The organism is Kitasatospora sp. NPDC056181 (assembly GCF_042266225.1).
Classification (GTDB): Bacteria; Actinomycetota; Actinomycetes; order Streptomycetales; family Streptomycetaceae; genus Kitasatospora.
Window position 1 is genome coordinate 19,522 of the sequence record NZ_JBHJUK010000086.1, and the last position, 18,882, is coordinate 38,403.

19 protein-coding genes and 1 pseudogene are annotated in these 18,882 nt (G+C 69.9%); 8 read left to right on the top strand and 12 right to left on the bottom strand.

Annotated features, from left to right (window positions below):
* Positions 1 to 24: 24 nt before the first annotated feature.
* A complete protein-coding gene (locus ACFC1F_RS27785) occupies positions 25 to 2,304 on the bottom strand; it encodes a tyrosine-type recombinase/integrase (protein ID WP_376162316.1) in 2,280 nt (759 codons plus the stop codon).
* Complete coding sequence (locus ACFC1F_RS27790; RefSeq protein ID WP_376162318.1) at positions 2,202 to 3,458, bottom strand: tyrosine-type recombinase/integrase; 1,257 nt, start codon at positions 3,456 to 3,458, stop codon at positions 2,202 to 2,204. Before ACFC1F_RS27790 ends, ACFC1F_RS27785 begins: the two co-directional genes overlap by 103 nt.
* Positions 3,459 to 3,646: 188 nt before the next feature.
* Between ACFC1F_RS27790 and ACFC1F_RS27795 the strand changes: the two genes are divergently transcribed.
* Positions 3,647 to 4,213, top strand: a complete 567-nt coding sequence (locus tag ACFC1F_RS27795; RefSeq protein WP_376162320.1) for a hypothetical protein — start codon at positions 3,647 to 3,649, stop codon at positions 4,211 to 4,213.
* Here the strand turns inward: ACFC1F_RS27795 and ACFC1F_RS27800 are convergent.
* Both ACFC1F_RS27800 and ACFC1F_RS27805 read right to left on the bottom strand, forming a co-directional pair.
* Entirely contained in the window at positions 4,173 to 4,616 is a 444-nt protein-coding gene (locus ACFC1F_RS27800) for a hypothetical protein (RefSeq protein ID WP_376162322.1), read from the bottom strand. The two genes, ACFC1F_RS27795 and ACFC1F_RS27800, sit on opposite strands and share 41 nt — an antisense overlap.
* A gap of 12 nt (positions 4,617 to 4,628) precedes the next feature.
* Entirely contained in the window at positions 4,629 to 5,201 is a 573-nt protein-coding gene (locus ACFC1F_RS27805) for a TetR/AcrR family transcriptional regulator (RefSeq protein ID WP_376162324.1), read from the bottom strand.
* A 119-nt stretch (positions 5,202 to 5,320) separates the two neighbouring features.
* On the opposite strand from ACFC1F_RS27805, the gene ACFC1F_RS27810 reads away from it, so the two are divergent.
* Complete coding sequence (locus ACFC1F_RS27810; protein ID WP_376162326.1) at positions 5,321 to 5,761, top strand: nuclear transport factor 2 family protein; 441 nt, start codon at positions 5,321 to 5,323, stop codon at positions 5,759 to 5,761.
* 70 nt (positions 5,762 to 5,831) lie between these two features.
* Here the strand turns inward: ACFC1F_RS27810 and ACFC1F_RS27815 are convergent, their stop codons facing one another.
* Both ACFC1F_RS27815 and ACFC1F_RS27820 read right to left on the bottom strand, forming a co-directional pair.
* Positions 5,832 to 6,548 carry a hypothetical protein gene (locus ACFC1F_RS27815; RefSeq protein ID WP_376162327.1) on the bottom strand — a complete coding sequence of 239 codons (717 nt, stop codon included), beginning with the start codon at positions 6,546 to 6,548 and terminating at the stop codon, positions 5,832 to 5,834.
* 299 nt (positions 6,549 to 6,847) lie between these two features.
* Positions 6,848 to 7,573: a TetR/AcrR family transcriptional regulator C-terminal domain-containing protein gene (locus tag ACFC1F_RS27820; protein WP_376162329.1), complete on the bottom strand. Its 726-nt coding sequence runs from the start codon at positions 7,571 to 7,573 to the stop codon at positions 6,848 to 6,850.
* 102 nt (positions 7,574 to 7,675) lie between these two features.
* On the opposite strand from ACFC1F_RS27820, the gene ACFC1F_RS27825 reads away from it, so the two are divergent.
* Both ACFC1F_RS27825 and ACFC1F_RS27830 read left to right on the top strand, forming a co-directional pair.
* Entirely contained in the window at positions 7,676 to 8,008 is a 333-nt protein-coding gene (locus ACFC1F_RS27825) for a hypothetical protein (protein ID WP_376162331.1), read from the top strand.
* A gap of 298 nt (positions 8,009 to 8,306) precedes the next feature.
* The gene (locus tag ACFC1F_RS27830; RefSeq protein WP_376162333.1) at positions 8,307 to 9,893 is read left to right on the top strand and encodes an FAD-binding oxidoreductase; all 1,587 of its coding nucleotides are present in this window, start codon (positions 8,307 to 8,309) and stop codon (positions 9,891 to 9,893) included.
* A 267-nt stretch (positions 9,894 to 10,160) separates the two neighbouring features.
* Here ACFC1F_RS27830 and ACFC1F_RS27835 read toward each other — a convergent pair.
* A pseudogene (locus ACFC1F_RS27835) lies at positions 10,161 to 10,436 on the bottom strand (transposase); the annotation flags it as partial.
* 62 nt (positions 10,437 to 10,498) lie between these two features.
* Here ACFC1F_RS27835 and ACFC1F_RS27840 point away from each other — a divergent pair.
* Positions 10,499 to 10,684: a hypothetical protein gene (locus ACFC1F_RS27840; protein ID WP_376162335.1), complete on the top strand. Its 186-nt coding sequence runs from the start codon at positions 10,499 to 10,501 to the stop codon at positions 10,682 to 10,684.
* Positions 10,685 to 11,167: 483 nt separating this feature from the next.
* Here ACFC1F_RS27840 and ACFC1F_RS27845 read toward each other — a convergent pair whose 3' ends face one another.
* Complete coding sequence (locus ACFC1F_RS27845; protein ID WP_376162337.1) at positions 11,168 to 11,551, bottom strand: hypothetical protein; 384 nt, start codon at positions 11,549 to 11,551, stop codon at positions 11,168 to 11,170.
* Positions 11,552 to 12,050: 499 nt separating this feature from the next.
* Between ACFC1F_RS27845 and ACFC1F_RS27850 the strand changes: the two genes are divergently transcribed.
* Positions 12,051 to 12,425 (top strand): hypothetical protein, encoded by a 375-nt coding sequence (locus tag ACFC1F_RS27850; protein WP_376162339.1) that lies wholly within the window; start codon positions 12,051 to 12,053, stop codon positions 12,423 to 12,425.
* Between the two features lie 690 nt (positions 12,426 to 13,115).
* On the opposite strand, the gene ACFC1F_RS27855 is transcribed toward ACFC1F_RS27850, so the two are convergent.
* The 4 genes from ACFC1F_RS27855 to ACFC1F_RS27870 all read right to left on the bottom strand — a co-directional run bounded on the left by ACFC1F_RS27855 (position 13,116) and on the right by ACFC1F_RS27870 (position 15,998).
* On the bottom strand, positions 13,116 to 13,880 hold the full coding sequence (locus tag ACFC1F_RS27855; RefSeq protein ID WP_376162341.1) for a type IV toxin-antitoxin system AbiEi family antitoxin domain-containing protein: 765 nt from the start codon (positions 13,878 to 13,880) through the stop codon (positions 13,116 to 13,118).
* A 342-nt stretch (positions 13,881 to 14,222) separates the two neighbouring features.
* Positions 14,223 to 14,831 carry a hypothetical protein gene (locus ACFC1F_RS27860; RefSeq protein ID WP_376162342.1) on the bottom strand — a complete coding sequence of 203 codons (609 nt, stop codon included), beginning with the start codon at positions 14,829 to 14,831 and terminating at the stop codon, positions 14,223 to 14,225.
* A 109-nt stretch (positions 14,832 to 14,940) separates the two neighbouring features.
* Positions 14,941 to 15,219: a helicase associated domain-containing protein gene (locus tag ACFC1F_RS27865; RefSeq protein ID WP_376162344.1), complete on the bottom strand. Its 279-nt coding sequence runs from the start codon at positions 15,217 to 15,219 to the stop codon at positions 14,941 to 14,943.
* 92 nt (positions 15,220 to 15,311) lie between these two features.
* Positions 15,312 to 15,998 (bottom strand): hypothetical protein, encoded by a 687-nt coding sequence (locus tag ACFC1F_RS27870; RefSeq protein ID WP_376162346.1) that lies wholly within the window; start codon positions 15,996 to 15,998, stop codon positions 15,312 to 15,314.
* A 142-nt stretch (positions 15,999 to 16,140) separates the two neighbouring features.
* Between ACFC1F_RS27870 and ACFC1F_RS27875 the strand changes: the two genes are divergently transcribed.
* Together ACFC1F_RS27875 and ACFC1F_RS27880 are read left to right on the top strand one after the other, a co-directional pair.
* Positions 16,141 to 16,317, top strand: coding sequence for a hypothetical protein (locus tag ACFC1F_RS27875; protein ID WP_376162348.1), 177 nt, complete (start codon positions 16,141 to 16,143; stop codon positions 16,315 to 16,317).
* Positions 16,318 to 16,693: 376 nt separating this feature from the next.
* Positions 16,694 to 17,320, top strand: coding sequence for a hypothetical protein (locus tag ACFC1F_RS27880; RefSeq protein WP_376162349.1), 627 nt, complete (start codon positions 16,694 to 16,696; stop codon positions 17,318 to 17,320).
* Positions 17,321 to 18,882: the final 1,562 nt, after the last annotated feature.

Sequence of the window (18,882 nt, forward strand, 5' to 3'; positions counted from 1 at the left end):
TCCCCTTCGTTCCAGTCGGTTGGCTCAACCTAGCGGTTTGGGCGGACAACACAGCCGGCGGGTGCTGTCTTGGACCCGCGCACCGGTCTCGAGGAACGGTAGTGGCACGGCGCCGGGAGGCAGGCTGAGCTCGCGCGGAGTGGGTCCGGCCGGCGTCGGAACGTCGGCAAGCCGCTCAAGCAGATGGTCGAGGGCAGCTTGGCCGTCGTCCACGGCGGCGCGTTCGTCGTCGGTGAGCGGGATGGACACGGCCATCTTCTGCAAGTTGCTTTTGGCTTCCAGGAGTTGGGATCTCGTGGATTCCTTCGGAGTGTAGAAGTCGCAGCGTGCGCAGGCCATGCGGTGCTGGCACTGCTCGAAGAAGGTGTAGCTGCAGTAGCCGAGTCCGAGGTCGTAGTGCTGCCAGGGTTCGCCGGCCGCGGCGGCGCCGGAGGCGACCGCGTCGCGGTCGACCAGGACCTCGATGGTGCGCACGTTGCGCTCGAAGTAGCCGGCTTCGGAGTAGGCCTTGGACAGGGTGTTGGGTGTGATTTTCGCGTAGTACTGGGTTGATTGCGGGGAGCGGTGTCCGAGCCAGGCCTGCAGCTCGAACAGGGTCATCGGTTCCTTGGCGTTGTAGAGCTGGCTGGCGATGGTGGACCGGGCGCGGTGGCTGGTGATGTTGCCGCGGACGTCGGCGGCCGGGACTCCGGCCTTGCGGCAGAGCATCGGGATGACGGTGTTGTTGATGTAGCTGGTGGAGACGCGGCGGGCCCGGACGGCGAACAGCGGGTCGACCAGCTCGCCGGTGCGGCGGTCGGTGAACTTCGGCTGGTCGGGGCGGGCGGCCTGCCAGGCGTCGACGGCCTGGCCGAGGATCGGGTCGACCGGCTTGGTGAAGGCGGTGCCGGTCTTGTGGGTGGGGACGTCGAGCAGGCAGACCGCGTCGCGGGCCAGAACCTGCTGCGTGTCGCCGGCGATCGGGCTCCCGTCGTGCTGCCAGCGGATGCAGCCTACCCTCAGCCGGGCGATCTCGTTGCTGCGTTGTCCGGAGAACAGCCAGGTCAGCGTGACCGCACGGACCAGTTCGAAGGGGTAGAAATGCCCGGAGCGGGTCTGGGGGAGGTCGGCGGCCTCCAGGTTCAGGCCCGCCCACAGCAATTTCGCCCAGACCTCGTCGGCGATCACCCTGGGGTCGGGTCCCAGGAGGGCGGTGATGCTGCGGGGGATCGCCAACGCGCGAACGGGTTCGAAGCGGCGGGGCAGCCACTCCCATTCCTGGCAGTCGCGGAAGAACGTCCGCAGCGCGGTGATCTGCCCTGCCTTGCTGGGCGCTTCCAGCGGCTTGCCGAGACGGTCACCCAGCCCGATGGTGCGCTGGACGTAGTCCCCGACCTTCATCCGGTCCAGCGCGGCGATCCACGAAGCGCAGGTCTGCCGGGTCCAGTCGGCCGGGTCGGCGGCGTCGGGCTGTTCGGCGGCGATCCACCGGCCGACCTTGAGCAGGTTCGAGCGGACGCTGCCGCGAACGCGCGGGGTCAGCGTCGAGGTGGCGTGCCAGCGGTCGGCCCACTGTTCCCAGATCGGCGCGCCGCCGCTGGCCCGGGCCGAGTGGCGGCCGGTGCCGGGGCGCGGAGGATCACAGAATCCGAGGTCGGCGACCGCCCGCTGCATCGCGTGCAGGGTGTTCAGCCGGCTGCCCTCCAGCAGCCCGTCGCGGCGGACCCGGTCGAACAGTGCGGTGTCCAGGTCTTCAAGATGCGGGCTGCGGTTGAGCAGGAGCAGCTGGCAGGCCACCATCGGCAGCAGGGTGTCCTCGTCCCGGCCAAGCTGGTAGCCCCAGGCGGTCAGGACCGCGCGAAGTCGTGCGACCTCGTTGTTGACGCGGTCGCGTCCGAAGACCCGCCAGGCCAGGGTGAGCCGCTGGAAGCTGCCGAGCCGGTGGAACTCGTTGAAGCCGCCGAGCAGGTAGGCGTGCGCCGCGAGGTAGGGGCGGACCTCGTCGCCTGCCCAGGTCGGCGCGTGCTGGCGGAACTCGGCTTGGGTGCGGCCGAGCAGGTGGAACCATTCCTCCTCGGTCCAGCCCCAGAAGGTCCTGCCGGTCTCCGCGCATCGCGTCAGTAGTACCGCGACCACGTCGAGCATGGCCCTTCGGCGGTGCGGGGTGGGTGGGGAGCCCAGTGTGGCGTTGACCGCCTCCAGCGGTCCCAGCAGCCGCGCGATCACGCGCCAGCCCGGTGCGGCCGGGTCGTGGTACTGCAGTCGCCGCAGATTGCGTATGCCCAGGTCGGCCACGGCCTTGGCCTCGGCAGGTCGCACTGCCACCGGGGCGTTGTCCCGGGGTGGGGAGATTGGCCAGGACCAGCGTCCGGCGCCGTCCTCGCCAGTGATGGCCGGCAGTGGTGCGGTCGCCGCGACACCTCCGCCGTCGTGCCGTCCGCGGAGGTGAGCATCTGTATTCGCCAGGCATGGATGTGCTCCATGCCGCGGGCCAGCTTGTCGGCCAGGTCCCGGCCGGACAGGTGGATGTACTGGAGCGTGGAATCGGTGTTGCGGTGGCCGGCGAAGGTCGCGATCGCGTGCAACTCCCAGCCCATCCGGGCCAGATCGGTCAGACACAGGTGACGGGTGGTGTGGGTCGAGAACCGCGGGACCCCGGCCTCCAGGGCGATCCGGCGGACCACCTTCGACCAGGTCCACAGGGTCAGCGGCTGCCCGTGGTTGCGCCGGGATTCCGACAGGAACAGCGGCCCCCTGGCCCGGCTGATCGTGGCCCGGTGGGCGAGGTAGGCCGACATCAGCACGCTGGTCGACGCCGAGTACGGCACCACCCGCTCCAGCCGGTTCCTCGTCGTCTCCGCCCGCACCCTCAGCGTCCGGTGGGCCGGATCGAGGTCGTCGGTCCGAAGCGAGCACAGCTCCTCCCGCCGCAGCGCGGCATCGTAGGCCAGGGCCAGCATCACCCGGTTGCGGACCGGCTCCTCCCGCGCGACCTGCAGGATCCCCAGCCACTGCTGTTCGCTGGGGATCCACGGCAGCTTCGTCAGCCGCGGCACCAACCCGCGCTGCTGCCCGCCCCTTTGGCGCCCCGGGGTGTAGCGGCCCCGGCCCACCGGGTTCGACTCGCGCAGACCCTCCTCCATGAGGAAGTCGTAGAACAGGCGGACCGGCACCAGGCGCTGCTGGATGGTGGCGTTGGCCAGTCCTGCCCCCGAGTCGATCGAGACCACATTGACCCCTCGACGGTGAGGCCGTGACGTCAACTCCCGTACGTAGACCGCGATGTGGGCGCGGTTCGCGGTGGCCGGGTCGACGTCCTCCCGCTCGCACATCACCAGGTACTCGGCCAGCCCGCGGGCGTAGGCATCGATCGTGCGGGGCGCCCGACCGAGATCAGTCCAGATCTGCAGACACACCGCCGCCTGCTCGTGCCGGCCCAGCACCGGCCACTTCTCCGTCAGCACCATCGTGCCGCTCAAGCCATCTCCCAAGTCCGTGGTTGCACCGGGGAGACATGATCGCCCCGGACAGATTCCACGTAACTTTTAAAATGATCACGCGCCAGATGTACGGCCGCACTGGCTTCAGCCTGCTCCGCAAGAGGGTCCTCCTTGCCCCTTGATCACGCGTCGGCGACAGCTGACATGATCCGCAAGGAGGTGACGTCATGCGTACGGACGTAATGCAGTTCGCTGCCCTGGCCGACCTGGCGGCCGAGCCGGTCGGACCGCCGCTGCCGTGGGAGCGGTCGCGCGAAGCGTGCGGAGTTGAGTTCCCTGCGGACTACCGCGAGTTCATCGACCAGTTCGGGCCCGGAGAGGTCCGCAGCTACCTGGGGGTGAACGCTCCGTGGCCATGGCCGGGCTCATCGCAGGACGGGGAGATCTTCCGCGTCTTCACATCGAGGACCATCGAGGACCTTGGTCCGGTGTTCCGGGAAATGCGCGATGAGGACCCGGCCCTGTGCCCGTACCCGCTCCTGCCAGAGACGGGGGGACTCCTCCACTGGGGCGGCACCATCCAAGGCGACCAGTTCTTCTGGCTCACCAGCGACCCAGACCCCATGGAGTGGCCGGTGGTGGCGTGGTTCCGAGGGAAGGACCTGAGAGACGCGTGGCGGCGGTACAACATGCGCTTCGTCGCTTTCCTCGTCCATGCCTTGTCGGGCGAAGACCAGGACATGCATGACCTGCTCAACTGGCCCAACGAGCCGTTCTGGCGACGGACCGGCTAAAGAAGTCACAGGGAGCGGTTGCATCACGGAACTTGGACCTGAACCCGTTCTTCGTGAACAGAGCCGAGGGGTCGACGCTGTGGACGTCACCGCCGAAGTCGTCGGTCCACAGGGCCGGCGTGGCCGGCGCGAGGTCCAGGAGCAGGGTGAAGACGACACGGAAGGGGAAGTCGAGGGGGTCGCGGTCGGTGAAGGAGAAGAACTGCCGGTCCGCGAAGTAGGTGAGCTCGTGCACGTCGCCATGGAACGGAACGTCGAGCGTGTAGACGGCGAAGCGGGGAGCAGGCCCGACCATGCGGGCGTCGGGCCAGTTCCGCCGCAGGGCCTGGTCCAGTTGCTCGGGGGTGAACTCCCATGAGGCGCCCTGCCGCTGGTCCGGCATGACGAGGTACCTGCCGCTCACAGCCCTCCCCTCTCACTGCGGCCGCAGTCCGTCGAAGACCACGTCGAAGATCCGCTCCCGGGCTGCCGGGTCCGCGCCGAGCTGGTCCATCGACGCGGTGGTGCCCACCAGGAGCGCCATCAGCTCGGGCACGCCCAGCTCCGGACGGACCGCGCCGGCGTGCTGCGCTCCGGCCAGTAGTTCGGCCAGCTGCGTCCGGATCGCCGTGCTCGACTCCCGCAGGGACTCGTGCGCGTCCACCCCGGCCGCGGCGAGTGCCCGGGTGAACTCGTTCTTGCCCGCGGACTGGTCGATCACCAGGCGGAAGGCGTCGAAGAAGGCTTTGGCGGGCTCGGCGTCGGTGGTCAGCTCCGCGGTCCGGGCGGCGATGGCCTCCAGGCGGCGCACCATCACCGCCTCCAGGAGTGCCTCCTTGGTCGGGAAGTGCCGGAAGAGCGTCCCGACCCCGACCCCGGCCGCCCGGGCGATCTCCTCGGTCGGCGTGCCGACGCCGCGGGTGGTGAACACCTCCGTGGCGACGTCCAGCAGTCTGGCCCGGTTGCGGGCCGCGTCCGCCCGGAGCGGACGCCCCTGAGCGCCGTTCATCCCTCTCACCTCTTCCGTGCGTGGCGGAGCCACCCCTGGACAACCGGAGTCGCCAGTCCGTATCGTCTAATCGGAGTCGCTAGTCCGATTCTAGCGGCGGAGCCCACTGGAGGTTGATCATGTCTGAAACGCGGTCGCCGCGCGAGGTCTTCCAGGAACTGCTCAATGGCATCAGCGAGGGGCGGTTCTCGGAGCTGGCCGAGCTCTACGCCGAGGACGCGGTGGTGGAAACCGTCCTCCAGCCGGTCGGTCCGCGCCGGTTCGAGGGACGGAGCGTGCTCGCCGAGCGGTTCGCGGAAGTCGCCGCGCGCTCGCCGATCGAGCTGGCCTCGAAGAACGTGGTGATCCGGGAGACCGACGACCCGGAGGTGATCGTCGCCGAGTGGGACTACGAGGTACATCACCGGGTCACCGGACGGACCGTCGAGGCCTCCAACATCCAGGTGTTGCGGGTCCGCGACGGCCTGATCGTCCACAGTCGGGACTTCCACGACCACCTGGCCCTCGCCGTGGTCGGCGGAAACCTGCCGGACCTGGTGGCGGCGCTGGCAGCCGAGTAGCGGACTGCCGGGACGCCGGGACGCCGGGACGTCTGGACGCCGGAGAGAAGCGTCCGGCCCGTGTCCCCGGTCAGGTTTCCGTCGCCGAGGCCCGCCTCCCGATCCGGGCGAGCAGGCGCCGGAACTTCCTGGCCGGGGCTGCGGGCGGCGACGCGCCATGGCCGCTGCACGGGTTGCCGGGCAGTTGCGGGGCCTTCCTGAAGTTCCTGGGGAGGACGCGCCGATGGAGTGGAAGGCGCCAGGGTGCTTTCCACGTGGAGACCCGGCATCCCTTGAGGAACGCCTTCTTCTGGTCGTCCAGCGAGTCGGTGTAGATCCTCCCGAAGATGGCGAGGTCCGCCTTCATCTGCGACCGCAGAAGCGAGAACTGGTCCCGGGAGAGGTCCCCTCGCCACCTCTCGTAGCCGGGGTCCGACTCGGTCATCTCGCGCGGTGGAGGTGGAACCAGGTCGTCGTGAGGGCAGCACAGGTTGCTCCTGGCCACCCGGTAGATCTCACGAGAGTCGGCGCTCAGGAGCAGGCCGTTGCCGTCGGTGTAGTACCAGTCCGTGAGCCGCCTGTAGAGAGCGTGTTGTTCCTGCCGGCTCATCGGTTGAGGTCGGCTGGGAGCCGCCGCCTTCGAGAGTTCCCACAGGGCTCCGTACGCCGCGAGGCGGCGCTCGGAAATCTTCAACCGGGCCTGACGGCGGTAGCTGTTGGTCAGGAAGACCCCGCAAAGAGCAATGACTGCCCCGAGAACGGTGGCTGCGCCAGTGATGAAGAGCGCCAGATCGTTGGTGCTCGGCATGCTTCCTCTTCCAATGGCGCTTCAGCGGTTCCAGCTGACTCGCCGCGGCGGCTCCCTGCTTCGCCGGACCACGGTGCAGCAGTTCCTGCCGCGCGGTGGTCCGCGGCACCCCGGCCCGCGGCGGTGGTCAACAGGCACAGACTGACGGCTTGAACAGACCGGTACCGCCACTGCGCCAACAGCGGTATGTCCCACACCATCAGACCGGCCGGTTGCCGAACGCGCCGTCCTGGCGCTCCTGCCGGAATCCGCCGCGATCACGCGTCGCATGGTGTCAGGCGGCCGGATGGCGGGGGAGATCAGTGTCGCGGCCTCGCGCCGTCCCCGGTGGTGGAGCCCGCCTCTGAAGTGCCCGCCTCTGGGGAGCCTGTCTCGATCTCGGCGGCGAAGCCGGCGAGCAGGATGCGGAGCGTGCGGTGGAAGCGCTGCTCGGAGTCCAGGCCGGCGCCGGTGGCGACGGCCTGGGCCAACTGCGGGAAGACCGCCGGGTCCAGCGAGCGGAACTGGTCGGGGTCGGGCTCCGTGCCCTCGTGGTGGGGGGTTTCGCCGACCTCTGCGAGGGTGTGGCCGAGGGTGTACGACACCACGGTGTTGAGGACGTCGAGCGCGTCCGCGAGTGGCACCCCGTCGGCGCGCAGGGCGTCGATGCCGCGCTCCAGCAGGTGGAGTGCGGCGGGGGTGGCGACCGGACGGGTGGCCAGGACGGTGAGCATCGCCGGGTGGTCGAGCAGGATCCGGCGCAGGGCGACGGCGAAGTCGCCGACCACCGCCGTCCACGGCCGCCCGGCGGGGTCGGTGAAGAGGTCGCCGGCGGAGAGTGTGAGCAGGCGCTCCACCATGCCGTCGAGCAGGGCCGCCTTGCTGGGCACGTAGTAGTAGAGCGTCATGCCCTCGACGCCGAGCGCCGCGCCGAGCTTGCGGGTGGAGAGGGCCGAGAGCCCGTGCTCGTCGACGAAGGCGAGGGCCGCGTCGATGATCTTCTCCCTGGTCAGGCCGGTCCTCGGGCGCCCGCGTCCGCTCGCCATCGACTGCTCCTACGCGTCTCGTCTTGACATGTCTTGCGATGCAAGAAAACAATAGCGGACAACAGAGTTCTTGCGCTGCAAGAAAACATTCGGGGGGACGCCATGCAGCTGGTCAGCGTCATGGTGCGCAAGCTCAACCACGGGGTCGACTACGGGGAGTTCCGCAAGGGGTGGATCCCGGACGAGGTGGTCCCGGGGGACCCGCGGACCCGCGTCATCACGGCCGCGAACATGGAGAACCCGCAGGAGATCGTCACCATCGCGATCATCGAGGACGACCACGGGCCCGAGTCCGTCCAGGAGTGGATGGAGCGGCTCGCTCCGGTCGAGGAGCGCCGCTTCGAGCGGATCAAGGACATGGTCGGCCCGCCCTCCCTGAACGCCGTCTACCAGGTGCTGGCCGAGGACGACCTCTCCAAGCCGATCGCCGAGTAGGGCGGGAGTGGAGGCGGAGGCGGGGGACGGGCGGGAGGCCGAGGGTGGGGTGGGCCGCCCGGGGTGACGGGACATTGGACGGCCCCATCGGCAATGCGGTTGGACCGAGTGGAATCCGGGGCTCCTTGGGACTCCTGGGATTCCCAAGAAAGGACGTACAGTCACATTAATTCGTATAGGGATTCACATGGGCAAACGTGCGTGCTAGCGTGCGCCTGCCAGCTTCTCAGAGCCGAGAAAGTGGGTCCCTGTCATGCGTCAAGAATTCTCCCGGCGTGGATTCCTGGGTACTGCCGGGATGAGCGCCGCCGGAGTGTCCGCGGCCTCACTCGGCTTGGCGGCCGGCGCCGGTCCGGCGGCTGCTCAGCCCGCGGAGGTGCCCGAGGGGCAGTCGGTGCTCCCGAACGACTCGCGGTACCAGACGCTCAGTCAGGGGTTCAACCAACGGTGGAGCAGCACGCCGGCCTACATCCGACTGGTGGGCAACGAGGCCGACGCGGTGGCGGCCCTGAAGGTGGCGCTCGACAAGGGCCTGCGGCCGACGATCCGGGGCGGCGGGCACTGCTACGAAGGCTTCGTCGACAACGACAACGGCGTCATCCTCGACCTCAGCACCCTGCGCGGCGTCCGCGCGGCGACGGACAAGTACGGGGCGTCCACGTACTGCGTGGAGGGCGGGGCCACCAACTGGGACGTCTACACCACCCTGTTCCGCAAGTACGGCGTCACGCTGCCGGCCGGCTCGTGCTACTCGGTCGGCGCGGGCGGGCACATCTGCGGTGGCGGGTACGGGCTGCTCTCCCGGCGGAACGGGCTGACCGTCGACCACCTGGTCCAGGTCGACGTGGTGACCGTTCGCGCCGGCAGGGTGGAGGTGACCAGGGCGCACCGGGACGACCCGACCGGCTCGGCGGAGAGGGACCTCTTCTGGGCCCACACCGGTGGCGGCGGGGGGAACTTCGGCGTGGTGTTGCGCTACCACTTCCACCACCAGCTCCCGAAGCCGCCGCCGAGGGTCTGGCTGAGCAGCGTCGCGTGGCCGTGGGACGACCTGCTGAAGCAGCCCGCGGACTTCCGTCAGCTGGTGAACAACTTCGCCGCTTTCTTCGCCGAACACAGTGGGAAGGGCGAATCGGTCTACCAGGGGTTGTTCGCCATCCTGAAACTCACCCACTGGACGAACGGGAACGTGGTCCTGCTCAGTCAGTGGGACGAGGACGATCCCGCGCCGCTGGAGAGATTCCTGGCCGCCATGGAGGTCGGAATGAAGACCAAGGCGACCGTCCAGACCCACAGCGCCGGCGGGCTGTTCCTGCCGTACCCCGACAAGAGCCGCCAGATGCCGTGGTTCCAGGCCACCATGACGCTCAACGGGTCGGGGGACAACCAGCGCGGCAAGTACAAGTCGGCCTACCACCGCCGGCCGTTCACCCCCGCGCAGGTCGACGGCTTCTGGGAGTGGCTGACGAAGACCGTGCCGGGCGTCGACCTCACCCAGACGCTGGTGCAGGTCGACTCCTACGGTTGCCGGATCAACGAGCGCAAGCCGACCGAGGACGCCATTCCGCAGCGTGACTCGATCATGAAGCTCCAGTACCAGACGTACTGGACCGACCCGGCTCAGGACACCGCCCACCTCGACTACCTGCGCGGCCTCTACCGCGATGTGTACAAGGCCACCGGCGGCATTCCCGAGATCAACACCGACACCGACGGCGCCTACGTCAACTACCCCGACACCGACCTCGGCGTGGCCGGACAGCCGAACCCGGCTTACCAACGGCTCTACTACAAGCAGAACTACAGCCGACTGCAGAGGGCGAAGAAGACCTGGGACGACAAGAACGTGTTCCACCACGCTCAGTCGATCACCCTGCCGTCCTGACCGCGCACGCAGAGCCATGTCCACCATCCGGTAAGCGGATGATATCGGGGCGAATCGTGTGAGTAAAGAGCTCAGAGTAACGACTTGCCCCGAGCGCGGTCGGCTCGCTGGACCTCCTCGCGAGGTCGGAACGGCCTCGACGTACCAGGGTCGGAGTTCTCAGGTGTGCGCATCTTTTGGAGGGTCTACTCGGACTGATGCTGACTTTTGCTGACCTCAGCTGATGGGTAGTCAGGTGTGATCGGTGTAGGGGTGGCTGTCCGGTCAGCGGGTGGCGACCTGGGCGGCGAGGTAGAAGACGCGCAGGAGCCGGCGATGGTAGCGGTGGGGTAGGCGCATGTTGCCGCTATACGTCCGGAGTCCTTGGGGACAGGCGCCAACTCGGCGATGCCGGCCAGGCGACGTGGACTGCCGATGGCGTCCAGGTTGCCGCCGGTGCAGGCGGATGAACTCGACATCGAGAAGGGTGCCGATGCCGGGCATGCTGGCGGTCGCCTCGGCGTGCTCGTGCTCGCGGAACCTGGCCTCGATCAGCGCGTCGGTGGCGGAGCCTTCGGCCCGGGATCGAGGTGTGGCACGAACCGGCGTTCCATTCGACGTTGGTCATGGAACCGGTTCCGGGCGGCCGGGTGCGCACGGGCGTGGTGCCGTTCGACGCGCAGTACGAGGTCTACGCATCCGATCCGCACCGCATGCGGACGGGGCTGTCGGCCGCCGACACCGAGGCACTGCTGGCGGCGCCGGAACCGTACAGCTGGCGGGTGCACGGGCGGGTGGACGTTCGCGGATGAGTTGCCGGGATCTGTCCGCACGGCGGTGTCCGTGCTCCGCCCGGACCACAGGCTCCTCCCGCATCTCGCCCACCCTTGACGCCGCCGTTGAGCTCTTGACTTCGTGGGACTGGATGGTCGATGCGGTGCGTTACCTGGTCCGCGCGGCGGCGGACCTGGCGGAGGACGTCGCCGAGCAGGTCGTGCTCCTGGTCGTCGGGCTCGACGTCGTCGGCCTGGTCCTTGTCGGCCGGGATCCTGGGCGAGGGCGGTATGCAGCGTCGACCCGGCCTGCCTGCACGACGGGGGCTGGCCGGCCGTCCGGGCCGCCCTCGACGACGATCCGGCCCTAGACCCGGGCCACCCAGCCGCCCAAGCCGTCGACATCCCTCTCCGTCCAGCTCCGACCCGGCCGACGCCAACACCGGACCCATACCAGCCAGTACAAACGACAAGGCACCCGCGGAAGCGCGGATGCCTCATCACGCATACACAGTTACATAGCTAGCAGGTGATCCAGCTCCTGTTTGCTACCTCGACCCCGTTGCTGTTGTTCCGCAGTGTCACCTCGTACAGATGGCGGCCCGAGGCACAGCCTGTCGAGAGTGTGATGGTGTTGGCCCCAGACCATGAGTACGACGAGACCTGAGAGCCGTCCCGGTAGAGACGCATCGTCAATGACGGTGAGCCTTGACAGCCGGAGGCCTGCGTGCGGCCGCTCACCGTCGTGAACGACTTGGTCGGTGGGAACGCGTACATGCCGCCGCAGTATGGTGCGGCAGCCGAGGTGCTCGTCGAGGTCCCGGGCGATTCCTGCGCGGCGGCGGTGCCGCCCGTCAGGAGCGCCGCTCCCAGGACGATGGCGCCGAGGGCAAAACGTGCACGCATGGGTCCTCCTTGTGGACGCGTGATTGGCCGATGCTTAGCCTTGAGCCGGCCTGGAAACAGCTTCTTTGAGGGGAGCGAAGTCGACAAGGACCTTCGGGCACCGCCGAATGTCCCTGGTGGCGATGACGCGACGGTCCGCAACCGGACGATTGGGGCTTTGTGCTGAGGATTCACTTCACCACTGAGGATCTGGCGCGGACGGTGCTCGCCGGCAGCCGCGCATTGCCGGTGGCCGAGGCGGTGATGAGTCTTCAGGTGATTCGCCTCAGTTCCAGCCGACCCTTCTCTGCGTGGCGGAGCCACGTTCTTCTAAAACGGCGACCTGGCGGACGGCAGCCACCCCGCAATCTACGTCCACCACCGCTCCCTGGACACGGCGTGGCCGCGGGTCCAGTGGCGCCCCCCGCACCACCCCTTCAAGAGGACCCAGGCCCGGACCACGTACCTGGTTCCCGCGCTGCTCGCCGACGAGCCGCAGCCGCTGCCCGCGGACCCGGCGGTGGCCGCACCTCCTCTGCCGCCGCTCCCGAGCTACATCCGCCCGGAGCAGCGGGTGCTTGCCCACGCCGACCGGTGCCGCTACTGCCGGGGGCTGCTCGACACCCCGGCGGGGGAGCCGGGAGGCTCGTGGGTACTCCTGCATCGCAGCGAACGGGGCCGCCCGCTGAGTACCTGGTCCTACCCAAGCGAGCAGGACGCCGTGCACGTCGCCGCACACCTGGCCATGCACTGGCTGGGCGACGACGTACTCGCGCAGGAGCTGTTCACCGACGGGGCGCACGCCCAGGTCCTCCGGCGCTTCTGGGAGTTGCACCCCGAGACCGACCTGTTCGAGGTCGCCGAGCTCGTGCCGATGCGCAGCGGCGAGTTCTGAGCAGCCAGGGACAGGAGCCTGCGCACGGCCGTTGCGAATCGACGAGGGACCGGGGAACCGACGAGGCCGCCCGCGGTCGCCTGCGGAGCTGCCTCGCCCGGCGCTGGCGAAGGGAAGCAGAGTCCGGGCCGCCCCGTTCTACGGGGCCTCCGGCGGGCGGGTGCACAGATCGGCCCGGCGGACACCGGCGGTGCCCAACGCGGCCACCAGTACCCGGATCACGGCCTGGGCCATCGTCGGCATCACCGCGTCCTTGCCGTCCAACCAGACCCGCGGGACAGCGGCGTCGACCGCGGCGTAGTTTGGGCTGTAGAAATCGACCCCGCTAGCGAGGGCGCGGTCCGGCCCTGCTCGTCCGCGCAAGTCGTCGGCCGTCAGCAGGCCGGAGCGCAGCGCGCCGGCGTCTGCGGGCAGCAGGCCGACCAGGTTCGCACGGAAGCCTCTTGTGCATCCAGCGCGGCCAGCGTGCTCTCACCAGCCGCCTGCCATGGGCAGCGTTGTGCAGGTGCCGGCGCTGTCGGCGACACAGCCTGGGCAGGCTGCCGAAAAGGCAGAGAGCCGCCGCACCGAGCCATAGGTGACTGGTGTCGGGCGGTTTCCCCGCACAGGCCGTGCATTCCGCCCGTTCTCGTGGATGAACAGCAACCCCGCGCAGTCGGGCACGCCGGCCACAGCGTGCCCGTGCGCCTGTCAGCCGGCCGCCACGGTGTACAAGCCGCGGCCCGTGCGCTGCGCCCTGCCGGCCTTGGCAAGACGCTCGAGTGCGGTGCGCACGGCGTTGACCGCGCCGTCCGCGTCTTCGAGCCCGAGCAGGCGGGCCACCTCCCGAGCCCGGAGCGGGCCCGCGCCCTGGCCGAGGACGGACAGCACACTCTCCGCATCGGTCAGCCTCCGACGGCCCGACGGCGTCTTTGCAGGCGCCGTCCCGTCGCCCGTACCTCCATCAGCTTTCGCGCGTGACGGCTTCTGGGTTGCGGCGGGCTCTGGCTGCAAGCCGGCCTGGGACGTGGTGGGCTTCACCTTCCCCCGGACAGCGTTCCTGGCTCCCTTGCGAGCCGCAGCCTTCTTCGCGGAAGAGTCCGGCGTCGATGCCGCATCCCGCTCCGCTGCCCCCGCAGCGGACGTCTTGCCCACGGCAGACTTGCCGGCCGCCGGCTTCATGGCCGTGGCCGCCTTCCGCGTGGTCGCCTTCTTCGCCGCCGCCTTCTTGGCGGGGGCCTTGCGGGCACCCGCGCTCGTGCCTGCGGCCTTGGCTCCAATAGGCGCGGAGTCCCCGGAGGGCTTGGCAGCCGACTCCGTGTCGGTGACGGGCAGCTCGTTCGCGCCCTTCACCACCGTGACGTCCTGCGGTTGGCCCAGCCCCTCGAGCGGAGCCCCGGACAGAGCCTCAAGTCCTTCCAACACGGCCACCATCGCGTTCTCCTGGGCGATGACGGCCGCGAGCTCCTCCTCCAACTGCCGCCGCCGCCCCCGCACGGCTGGCAGCCGCGCTCCCAACAGGGCCCGCGTCGATCCCACACTGCTGTCCGTGCCGAACGTTGCTCCGTCCACAAGCACTCCCATCAGATCAACTACTACTCGTGTCAGCGAATCTACGGCGACCACGAGGATCGGCCCAGGGGGATTGCGAAAGCCAACCCATGTTGGGTACAGCACACCAGCACAGCACACCATCGCGGCCGTCACACCTCGCGCTTCCACTTCATGCCGCACCGCCCGGTCGTGCGGCCTGAAAGACGGATGACGCGTCGCACCGGGACCCCGGAGGATGGGTCGATGGGTCGTATGGCGGACTACTCATGGGTCACGGTCAACGGCCACCACTTCCTGCCGGTCGCCTACAGCTATGACCTGGAGGTTGCGGCCCTGTTCACAGAGAGGGATCGCGAGCTCCGCCCGGCTTGCGCCGGACAGGACCGCCGCCTCCGGCAGACCCTGGCACAGGGCGTCGTTGTTCACCAGGGACCAGGGCTGCCGGGGGTCGGTGGTGAGGACGGCATGGGTACCGCGGCGGGCCTGCTCGGCGCGCCGGTACCCGTCGGCCAGCGCGATCCCGAAGTACAGGGCCGCGGACCCCTCGGGCAGCGACGGGTCCGCGACCGCGCCGTCGCGCAGGCACCAGGCGTGCTCGAAGACCGGCCACTGCGTCAGATCCGGAACCGGCACGAATCCCTCGACATAGACCGCGCCGGTGGTCTCGGCGTAGTCGGTGGCGGCAGCGAAGCACCGGCCGGGCGCCCACTGCCCCCGGTCCCCGGGCCACGGCGCCGGCCGCTGTACGGTGCCGAGCTCGCGAACGGCCTGCGCGAACGACCGGAACCGCCAGCCCGCCTCTCCCACCCACAGCTTCGCGTAGGTGTCCACCCACTGGCGCAGGGTGGCCTCAGCCTCCGCTTCGTACCCCATGTGTGTGCCCCTCCCCGGCATGTACTACTGGTCGTCGGCCGACCCTCTCAGGCCGGCCCGCCCCACCATGGCAGCCACCGGCGGCCGTTCAAGCCCCCGCAGGAGCCCGTCAGACCACCACCGCAGCCCAAGGCAGGCCGAGTCCCGCCAGTTCGGCGAGCTGCGCCTCCTCCAGACCCTCACGCCGGCTCTTGGCGTTCGACAACCACACCCCGAGCCTCACCGTCCGCCCGTCCGGCAGCCTCTCCTCATGCCCGCGGGGCACCACCACACGCTGCTCCCGCTCGACGTACTGCCGCAGCGCCGCCACACCCCGCTCGAACGCCGAACGCCGCTTCAGCCTGGAGTGTGGGCCGTACTGCAGTTGACCCGGCAGCCGCGTTGGCATGCATGGTGCGTCTGATGGAGGACCGGGAATCCTTCACGGGGGTCGAGTGAGCGCGGGCCCCGAAGCGATACCGGGAGCTCCGGGGGCGGTGGTCAGCGGCAGTTCCCGGCGGGCGGGTCGCAGAGTCTGACGTCGGTGACGCCCGGCAGGCCGGCGAGCATCCGGCGCAGGACGGCGAGATCGGCGCCGGTGGTGCGGGGGTCGAAGACGACGACGAGTCGTGCGGTGTCGCCATCCACCAGGGACACGAGGGTGGCGCCGTGGCCGAGGCCCGAGCCGTCGTAGAGGAGTTCCGGATGATGACCGGACCTCAGAAGGGGACTGTCCGGCCGGACGGCGGCGACGAACGCGTCCGGCTCCTGGAAGTACGGGGCGATCCAGACCGCGCCGGCCGCCCACCCGGCGAAACCGAGGGTCACCGAGGCCGTCAGGGCACCGATCAGGAGCGGCAGGCGCCGGGGCTCGGGACGCGAGCGGCTCGCCGCGGCGAGGAGGACGACGCCGGCGGGCGCCAGCACGAACAGCGCGAACAGGAAGCCGAGGACCGAGACTGCGAGCAGCCCCCAGCCGGTCGCCAGACAGACCCTCCGGAAGCCAGCGGCGTCCCGCGCGAACAGCGGTGCGGTGGCGGCCAGTGAACCGAGCACCAGCGGACCGTCGATCAGCGACCCGCCCACGAGGACCACCCAGGCCACGGCCGGCGCGGCGCACAGCGCCGCCGCCACCGCCAGGACCCGCCCCGCCCGCGGCACGGACCGGCGCACGCTCGAGGTTTCCATGCCCCCCACTATTGAACGCGTTCAAATATGGCGGGGGCTACGCTACCAAGCCCACCCCGCCGCCAACACCCCCACCCAACGAAGCGAACCCCAGCACCGGCTGTACCACTCCCACCGCCCACCAGCCGACGAAGGAACACACATGACGCAGACCGCCGTCCCCGGACCGGAACCGCACTGGCAGCCGGCCACCACCCCGCCCTACACCGACACCGGCAACCCGGCCACGCAATCCAGCCTCTGGGAAGCCACCGCGAGCACCTTCCGGACGATCGCCGGCCTCAAACCGCGGACGCCCTCGCCGCCCGGCTGCGCCTGAGCGTGGAGCGCAGCTGAGAGGACCTCGGAGAAGTGGACGCGGACCAGCGGGGCAGACCCCCGCCGGCTGAACCGTGTGCTCCCGGAGCGGGCACCGTAGTCGACAGGACGGGGCAGGCTCCGGGACCGCGAGCTGTGCCCGGTCCTCGGATGGTGGGTGCCCCGGTGTGACCTGATGCAGCGAGGCGATCAAGGCGTGGGCCGACGCCCGCGCGCGTACCCGGGGATCTGCCTGAGCATGTCGCGCTCGCACCCGATCGCGGTCCACCTGTCGGCGAGGACCACGAACCTGCGGCACCGATCTGAGTACGGATGCTCAGGAGTCGCGCCGGGTCGCGCGCGTACGGTGGCGGTAAAGGCGCAGCAGGGGGTGGGGGTTGTCCGGCAAGGAGTGGGTGAAGGCGGCTCTGGTCGCGGTCGCGGGTATCGCTGTCGTGGTCGGGGTGATGTTCGTGCTCCAGATCGGTGTGTGGTGGTCCCTCGGGTCCGAGGACTACTCGTCCAAGCCCGGGCCCGAGATCGTCCGCCACACGCCGGAGCAGTTCCAGGCGCTCAGCGAGCGGACCGTCCAGGACACGCTGGGAAGCCTGAGCCCCGGCCTGGTCCTGAGCGACAGGGGCTGTACCGTCAACCGGTACGAGCCGCGTTCGGACGGCACACCGAGCAAACTGGCCACCGTCGACCAGCGGTTCACCGCCCGTACCAGGATCAGCGCGTCCCATCGGCAGGAACTCAAGGACCGCGTCGAGGCTGCGTGGCGGCTGCGCGGCTACCGGCAGAAGCCGTCGGCCTGGACCCCGAGCAGCCCGGACAAGGACCCGGACATTCTCAGCGCTGAGACCTCGGAGGGAATCGGCGTGTGGGTCGCGCTCTCCCCGGAACCGGATGGGACGATCACCCTCACCATGTCCGTCAGCGGAACCGACGTCGCGTACGCTCCGGACCACGCCCGCCCGCTCTCGCCCCTGCGACCGGACACCGAGGACCCCTACTGGTCACACTGAGCCCGGCGTCGCAGGCCCGGCCACCGGGTGGCTGCGCGCCACGAGGCGGGGGAGTGCTGCTCACCGGCCGGTGGCCTGTCCGGGGGCGCGGCGGGCGGTGAGTGCGGCCGCGAGGCCGGCCAGGGAGGCCGGGGCCGGCGCTGTTTCGAGGACTGCGGCAGCGTTGTCCGCGCGGAGGTTCCGGGCGAGGACGTTAACCGGGGTCCTGGGCTCGCTGGACGCCTGGCGGGTGGCCACAAGCACCGCCTCCGGCTTCGGCCAGGCCCGCGGGTAGCCAGGCGTGGTCTGCCCTCGCTGCGGTACGTGCTGCGAGTGCTCCAGCGGGGCGCCGTTCGAGGAGATCGGCTGCCGGGGATGCGGATCCCTGGACGGCTCCTGCTACTGCCCCGAGTAGAGACCTGGTGCGCACGAAATTCCAGCGGACCAGGGCCCGAACAGGGCTTCGTGGGGCCGGCACACCGCACCCGGGACCAAGCGGGCCGTCGACTACCGGGACTGCGCGTCACGCCCGCTTGACCGGCCCCGCCGGGGGCCGACGGTGGTGGCCGGTGGCACGGGGCGTACGTCCGCGGGGCCATGTCGTAGCGGATCCGGCCGGCGTGTACCCGGTGGCGGAACCTCCCGAACTCCGGCGCCTCCTGGTCCGCCTGAACCTCCAGGATGACCTCGGGACGAACCGGCAAGATACCGGCCGCGGTGCCCGCCCCCAGGCAGGCCCTCGACGGTCTGCGGCAGATCGCGTTACCTCTCCCTCGGGGGGAGCAGCGGGGCGATCTCTGTGCGCAGCGCGGCGCCGATGGACAGGGTGACGGCGACTGGGCGCAGCCGCCGTGGGGGTTGGGCTGGGCGAGGACGAGGCCCGGTGGGCCGGGTCGGTGGCTGTCACGCCGACGACGATGAGGTCCACGGGGTAGCGCTCGCGCCACTTGATCCAGCTGGTCGCGCTCTTGCCCGGCCGGTACGGGGCGTCGGCCCGCTTCAGGACGAGGCGGTGCAGGCCGGTGATGGCGTCCTGGGACGGCCTGCGTGGAGGACGAGCCTGAGCTTGTCTCTCGCCGTCGTGGAGCGGCAAGGACACAAGAGCGACCCGAGCCGGGGCCTCAACGCCGGGATGTGAAGACTGCCAAGGCGGCCCGGCTCCCACGACCTCGACTCTTGAACCGCTCCGGGAGCGGATCGTTCCCCGGCGGGTGCGATGCAACGGTCAAGGAACGACCAGCTGTTCTCCGAATCGGAACGCCGCGATCCGGAATTCTTTACCCGGCCGTCCTGAACGTTCCAAACCTTCGACCGAAATGCTGGTCACAGACGCGCTCCGGGCCCCCACACCACACACCGTCACGGAGCGGGCAGCCATCGAGAAGTGAAGGACCAGCACGTGACGACCCCCGCTCCAGCCAGGCCGCTGACCGGCGTTCGCGTCGGACAGCCCGACCATCACCGACCCACGACCGCGGGCACCGCCCCGGGACGGGACCCGCCCCCGCTCCGGCGCGGCCCCGCCGCCGCCGCAACGCACCGCGCGGCGCGGTCCCGGACCCGGCGTGGGAGGCGTGATGAGC

Coding starts and splice junctions, on each gene's coding strand:
- ACFC1F_RS27865 (WP_376162344.1), bottom strand. CDS start 15,219: ATGCCAACGCGGCTGCCGGGTCAACTGCAGTACGGCCCACACTCCAGG.
- ACFC1F_RS27815 (WP_376162327.1), bottom strand. CDS start 6,548: ATGCCGAGCACCAACGATCTGGCGCTCTTCATCACTGGCGCAGCCACC.
- ACFC1F_RS27860 (WP_376162342.1), bottom strand. CDS start 14,831: ATGGGGTACGAAGCGGAGGCTGAGGCCACCCTGCGCCAGTGGGTGGAC.
- ACFC1F_RS27805 (WP_376162324.1), bottom strand. CDS start 5,201: ATGAACGGCGCTCAGGGGCGTCCGCTCCGGGCGGACGCGGCCCGCAAC.
- ACFC1F_RS27825 (WP_376162331.1), top strand. CDS start 7,676: ATGCAGCTGGTCAGCGTCATGGTGCGCAAGCTCAACCACGGGGTCGAC.
- ACFC1F_RS27830 (WP_376162333.1), top strand. CDS start 8,307: ATGAGCGCCGCCGGAGTGTCCGCGGCCTCACTCGGCTTGGCGGCCGGC.
- ACFC1F_RS27810 (WP_376162326.1), top strand. CDS start 5,321: ATGTCTGAAACGCGGTCGCCGCGCGAGGTCTTCCAGGAACTGCTCAAT.
- ACFC1F_RS27845 (WP_376162337.1), bottom strand. CDS start 11,551: ATGCGTGCACGTTTTGCCCTCGGCGCCATCGTCCTGGGAGCGGCGCTC.
- ACFC1F_RS27820 (WP_376162329.1), bottom strand. CDS start 7,573: ATGGCGAGCGGACGCGGGCGCCCGAGGACCGGCCTGACCAGGGAGAAG.
- ACFC1F_RS27870 (WP_376162346.1), bottom strand. CDS start 15,998: ATGGAAACCTCGAGCGTGCGCCGGTCCGTGCCGCGGGCGGGGCGGGTC.
- ACFC1F_RS27795 (WP_376162320.1), top strand. CDS start 3,647: ATGCGTACGGACGTAATGCAGTTCGCTGCCCTGGCCGACCTGGCGGCC.
- ACFC1F_RS27840 (WP_376162335.1), top strand. CDS start 10,499: ATGGAACCGGTTCCGGGCGGCCGGGTGCGCACGGGCGTGGTGCCGTTC.
- ACFC1F_RS27875 (WP_376162348.1), top strand. CDS start 16,141: ATGACGCAGACCGCCGTCCCCGGACCGGAACCGCACTGGCAGCCGGCC.